The sequence below is a fragment of the Stenotrophomonas sp. 278 genome (assembly GCF_003935715.1).
In the GTDB taxonomy this organism is placed as follows: domain Bacteria; phylum Pseudomonadota; class Gammaproteobacteria; order Xanthomonadales; family Xanthomonadaceae; genus Stenotrophomonas; species Stenotrophomonas maltophilia_AH.
Genome location: NZ_RHPP01000195.1, coordinates 1 through 5945, shown reverse-complemented (window position 1 = coordinate 5945; position 5945 = coordinate 1). Strand labels below are relative to the sequence as shown.

4 protein-coding genes and 1 pseudogene are annotated in these 5945 nt (G+C 65.6%); all 5 read right to left on the bottom strand.

The features are described from left to right. Positions 1 to 159, bottom strand: a pseudogene (locus EGJ34_RS22885) (phosphoglycerate mutase); the annotation flags it as partial. A 3-nt stretch (positions 160 to 162) separates the two neighbouring features. Next, positions 163 to 639, bottom strand: coding sequence for a transcription elongation factor GreA (gene greA, locus EGJ34_RS20040; RefSeq protein ID WP_125362201.1), 477 nt, complete (start codon positions 637 to 639; stop codon positions 163 to 165). After that, complete coding sequence (gene carB / locus EGJ34_RS20035) at positions 636 to 3878, bottom strand: carbamoyl-phosphate synthase large subunit (protein WP_125362200.1); 3243 nt, start codon at positions 3876 to 3878, stop codon at positions 636 to 638. Before carB ends, greA begins: the two co-directional genes overlap by 4 nt. A gap of 102 nt (positions 3879 to 3980) precedes the next feature. Further along, positions 3981 to 5111, bottom strand: coding sequence for a glutamine-hydrolyzing carbamoyl-phosphate synthase small subunit (carA, locus tag EGJ34_RS20030; protein ID WP_125362199.1), 1131 nt, complete (start codon positions 5109 to 5111; stop codon positions 3981 to 3983). A gap of 222 nt (positions 5112 to 5333) precedes the next feature. Beyond that, the coding region (locus EGJ34_RS20025) for a dihydrodipicolinate reductase C-terminal domain-containing protein (protein WP_125362198.1) at positions 5334 to 5945 on the bottom strand (612 nt) is incomplete at its 5' end.

Below are 5945 nucleotides of genomic sequence, written 5' to 3'. Positions count from 1 at the left end.
GTGCGCCGGCTGCAGCTGGAAGTGCCGCTGCAGCTGGGCACGCTCGCCCGCTTCCACCGTGCTGCGTTCAGCCCGGCCCAGCGCCCTGGCCACGTCGTCTGGCAAGGGCGCGGCCGGAAACCGGCTGCGCGCCGGCAGCAGCAGGGTCGCGCTGGCCATGGGTCAGGCCAGGTACTGCACGCTGACGATTTCGTACTCGCGCTGGCCGGCCGGCGCGTCGATGGTGATGCTGTCACCTTCGTTCTTGCCGATCAGTGCACGGGCCACCGGCGAGGAGATGGCGATCAGCCCCTGCTTGATGTCCGCTTCCAGGTCACCCACGATCTGGTACTGCTTTTCTTCGTCGGTGTCCACGTCAGCCAGGGTCACGCTGGCACCGAACACGACCTTGCTGCCGGCGTTGAGCTTGCTGATGTCGATGATCTCGGCATGCGACAGCTCGCTCTCCAGCTGCTTGATGCGGCCTTCGATGAAGCCCTGTTCTTCGCGGGCAGCGTGGTATTCGGCGTTCTCCTTCAGGTCGCCGTGTTCGCGCGCTTCAGCGATCGCGGCAATGACCTTCGGGCGCTTGACCGACTTCAGGTGATCCAGTTCGTCGCGCAGCTTCTGCGCGCCCTTCAGGGTGATGGGTGCTCTCATGCATTCAACTCCTTGTGCAGCTCCTGCAGCGACCAGACCGGGCCGGTCCCGCGGAATTCCAGTGATTGCACCAGTGCCTTGGCACCGGCGATGGTGGTCGAGTAGGTGACGCGGTGCTGCAGCGCCTCGCGACGAATCGAGAACGAGTCGTTGATCGCGGCACGGCCCTCGGTCGTGTTGACGATATAGACGATCTCACCGTTCTTGATCGAGTCGACGATGTGCGGACGGCCTTCGACCACCTTGTTGACGATCTCGCAGTCCATGCCGTGCTGCTGCAGCCACGCCGCGGTGCCACGGGTGGCGACCAGGGTGTAGCCGCGCTCCAGCAGGGCCTGGGCGACCGGCAGCACGCGCTTCTTGTCCGGGTCGCGGACCGACACGAAGGCCTTGCCCTGCGGCGGGGCCTTGATGCCACCGGCTTCCTGCGCGCGCGCGAAGGCGGCGCTGAAGCTGCGGCCCACGCCCATCACCTCACCGGTGGAGCGCATCTCCGGCCCGAGGATCGGGTCCACGCCCTGGAACTTGGCGAACGGGAAGATCGCTTCCTTGACCGAGTAGTAGTCCGGCACGATTTCCTTGGTTGCGCCCTGCTCGGCCAGGGTCTTGCCGGCCATGCAGCGCGCGGCGATCTTGGCCAGCGCCATGCCGGTGGCCTTGGACACAAACGGCACGGTGCGCGAGGCACGCGGGTTCACTTCCAACAGGTAGACGATGTCGTTGCCGTCTTCGCCGGCCTGGATCGCGAACTGGGTGTTCATCAGGCCGACGACGTTCAGAGCCTTGGCCAGTTCCACCACCTGACGGCGCAGTTCGGCCTGGGTTTCAGCCGACAGCGAGTACGGCGGCAGCGAGCACGAGGAGTCACCCGAGTGCACGCCGGCTTCTTCGATGTGCTCCATCACGCCGCCGATCAGCACATTGCCGTCCTTGTCGGCAATGATGTCGACGTCGCATTCCACGGCATTGTCGAGGAAACGGTCCAGCAGCACCGGCGAGTCGTTGGATACCTTCACCGCGTCGCGCACATAGCGGGCCAGGTCGGATTCGCCGTAGACGATTTCCATGGCGCGGCCACCCAGCACGTAGCTCGGGCGCACCACCAGCGGGTAGCCGATCTCGCGGGCCAGCAGCAGCGCTTCCTGGTCGTTGCGGGCAATGCGGTTCGGCGGCTGCTTCAGGCCCAGCTTCTCGACCAGCTGCTGGAAGCGCTCGCGGTCTTCGGCCAGGTCGATGGAGTCCGGGCTGGTGCCGATCACCGGCACGCCGTTGGCTTCCAGCGCGCGCGCCAGCTTCAGCGGGGTCTGGCCGCCGTACTGGACGATCACACCCTTCGGCTGTTCCAGTTCGACGATTTCCAGCACGTCTTCCAGGGTCAGCGGTTCGAAGTACAGGCGGTCGGAGGTGTCGTAGTCGGTCGACACGGTTTCCGGGTTGCAGTTGACCATGATGGTTTCATAGCCATCCTCGCGCAGCGCCAGTGCCGCGTGCACGCAGCAGTAGTCGAACTCGATGCCCTGGCCGATGCGGTTCGGACCGCCGCCCAGGATCATGATCTTGTCGCGGTTGCTCGGCGCGGCTTCGCACTCATCCTCGTAGGTCGAATACAGGTAGGCAGTGCCGGTGGCGAACTCGGCGGCGCAGGAGTCGACGCGCTTGTACACCGGACGCACCTTGTGGGCGCGACGCAGCGCGCGCACGGCGGCTTCGTTGGTACCGGTCAGCTGGGCCAGGCGGGCGTCGGAGAAACCGGCGCGCTTGAGCTTGCGCAGGCGGGCGGCGTCGAGCGCGTCAATGCCTTCGGCCGCGACCTTGGTTTCTTCGGCGATGATCTCTTCGATCTGGTCCAGGAACCACGGATCGATGAACGACAGGTTGTAGATGTCTTCCACGCTCATGCCGGCGCGGAACGCGTCAGCGACGTAGAACAGACGCTCCGGACCCGGAGCCTTCAGCTCGCGGCGCAGGGTCTGCAGGTCGTCTTCGTTGGACAGGTCCAGCTCGGTCGGGTCGAATCCGACCTTGCCGGTTTCCAGGCCACGCAGGGCCTTCTGCACCGATTCCTGGAAGGTGCGGCCCATCGCCATCACCTCGCCCACCGACTTCATCTGGGTGGTCAGGCGGGCGTCGGCCGCCGGGAACTTCTCGAAGGCGAAGCGCGGAATCTTGGTGACCACGTAGTCGATCGACGGTTCGAACGAGGCCGGGGTCAGGCCGCCGGTGATTTCGTTCTTCAGCTCGTCCAGGGTGTAACCCACGGCCAGCTTGGCGGCGACCTTGGCGATCGGGAAGCCGGTGGCCTTGGAGGCCAGTGCCGACGAACGCGACACGCGCGGGTTCATTTCGATCACGACGACGCGACCCGTTTCCGGGTTGATGCCGAACTGCACGTTCGAACCGCCGGTATCCACGCCGATCTTGCGCAGCACGGCGATGGAGGCATCGCGCAGGCGCTGGTATTCCTTGTCGGTCAGGGTCTGTGCGGGAGCCACGGTGATCGAGTCACCGGTGTGCACGCCCATCGGGTCCAGGTTTTCAATGGAGCAGACAATGATGCAGTTGTCGGCGGTGTCGCGCACCACCTCCATCTCGAATTCCTTCCAGCCCAGCACCGATTCTTCGACCAGCACTTCGGTGGTCGGCGACAGTTCCAGGCCGCGGCTGACGATCTCGACCAGCTCTTCGCGGTTGTACGCAATGCCGCCACCACTACCGCCCAGGGTGAAGCTGGGACGGATGATGGTCGGGTAGCCGACGCGGGTCTGGATTTCCAGCGCTTCGTCCAGGGTGTGGGCGACCGCGGCGGTCGGGCATTCCAGGCCGATCTCGCCCATGGCGACGCGGAACAGCTCGCGGTCTTCGGCCATGCGGATTGCTTCACGCTTGGCACCGATCAGCTCGACGTTGTACTTCTCGAGCACGCCGTTGTCGGCCAGGTCCAGCGCGCAGTTCAGCGCGGTCTGGCCACCCATGGTCGGCAGGAGTGCGTCGGGCTTTTCCTTGGCGATGATCTTTTCGACCGTCTGCCAGTTGATCGGCTCGATGTAGACGGCGTCGGCCATCTCCGGGTCGGTCATGATGGTGGCCGGATTGCTGTTGACCAGCACCACGCGGTAGCCCTCGTCACGCAGCGCCTTGCAGGCCTGCGCGCCGGAGTAGTCGAACTCGCAGGCCTGGCCGATGACGATCGGGCCGGCACCGATGATGAGGATGGTCTTGAGGTCAGTGCGCTTTGGCATTTTCTTCTCTAAGTCAGTACAGCGTGTGTGGGGTGATCGCACGCTGTCGATCAGGAAACTGGGGGTAGATCCGCGCCGCGCAAAGGGCAGCGGCGCGGCGCATCAGGCCTTGGCCTGCGCCATCAGCGACACGAACTGGTCGAACAGCGGGCTGACGTCGTGCGGGCCGGGCGAGGCTTCCGGGTGACCCTGGAACGAGAACGCCGGCACGTCGGTGCGGGCGATGCCCTGGTTGGTGCCGTCGAACAGCGAACGGTGGGTCACGCGCAGGTTGGCCGGCAGGCTGGCTTCATCCACCGCGAAGCCGTGGTTCTGCGAGGTGATCATCACCCGGCCGCTGTCCAGGTCCTGCACCGGGTGGTTGGCACCGTGGTGGCCATGGCCCATCTTGACGGTCTTCGCACCGGAGGCCAGCGCCAGCAGCTGGTGGCCCAGGCAGATGCCGAAGGTCGGCAGCTTCTTGTCCAGGAACACCTTGATCGCTTCGATGGCGTAGTCGCACGGTTCCGGGTCGCCCGGGCCGTTGGACAGGAACACGCCGTCCGGATTCAGCGCCAGCACCTCGGCGGCGGGCGTCTGCGCCGGCACCACGGTGATGTCGCAGCCGCGCTCGGCGAGCATGCGCAGGATGTTCAGCTTGGCACCATAGTCATACGCCACAACCTTGTACTGCGGCGCGGCGTTGACGAACGCGTTGCGGTCCAGATCCAGCTGGCCCTCGTTCCAGCTGTAGGTCGCATCCGTGCTCACCACCTTGGCCAGGTCCATGCCCTTCAGACCCGGGAACTTGCGCGCGGCTTCCAGCGCGACGTCGACATTGATGTCGTCACCGGCCATCAGTGCGCCGTTCTGCGCCCCGCGCTCGCGCAGGATGCGGGTCAGCTTGCGGGTATCGATGCCGGAAATGGCCACCACGCCGCGCTGGATCAGCCAGTCCTGCAGCGACACCTGGCTGCGCCAGTTGCTGGGGCGGCGCGGCACGTCGCGCACGATCAGACCGGCCGACCACACCTTGCGGGCTTCGTCGTCCTGGTCGGTCATGCCGGTGTTGCCGATATGCGGGTAGGTCAGCGTGACCATCTGCCGGGCGTAGGAAGGATCAGTCAGCACTTCCTGGTAACCGGTCATGGCGGTGTTGAACACCACTTCACCGACGGACAGGCCGGGCGCGCCTACGGATTCGCCCTCGAATACGGTGCCGTCTTCGAGGACGAGGATTGCGGCTTGGGTCACGGAAATCTCACTTTGGCTACCGAGGGGTCACCGAAGTCACGCCGCGCGATCCACTGAAAAGCGGTTGCAAAAAAGCGCGGACGGCGGTTTTAATCCGGTCCGGCTGTCGTGATTCGGCGAGCGGGAATTGTAATAGGAAGGTCACGCCAGCGCCAGCGTTTGCATGCATCCGCTGACGTACGGCCGCGCGTGGCGTCCTGTTCAGCCACGCAAGGCGTGGCTCTACGCCGAAAGCAAATCCCGGACCCGGTAGCTGCCCGCCGCCCGCCCATTCAGCTGAACGGCTGCAAACAGCGCACCGCGGGCAAAGATGTCCCGGTTGGTGGCCCGGTGGGTCAGCTCGATGCGCTCGCCCATGCCGGTGAACTGGACAAGATGCTCGCCCACGATGTCGCCGGCACGCAGGCTCGCATAATGCGGCTGTGCCCCGCCCTTTTGTGCGGCCGCACCCAGGGTCAGCGCGGTGCCGGAGGGCGCATCCTGTTTGTGAATGTGATGCGATTCGACGATGTCGCAATCCCAGCCCGCAAGCGCGCCGGCGGCGCGTTCGACCAGCTCGTCCAGCACGGCCACGCCGAGGCTGAAATTGGATGCCCAGACCAGCGGAATGCTGGCAGCGGCCTGGATCAGCGCCTGGCGCTGGGTTTCGCTGAGGCCGGTGGTACCGGACACCAGCCCGGCCTTGCGCTCCAGGCACAACGCCAGAACCGGGTCGAAGCCCTCGGGCAGGCTGAAATCGATGGCGACGTCGAAGGCCGGCGCACCGGACAGCTCGCTGGCGGCGAAATGTGGCACGCCGTCGACCACGCGCTGGGCGGGCGAACGGCGGGTGAC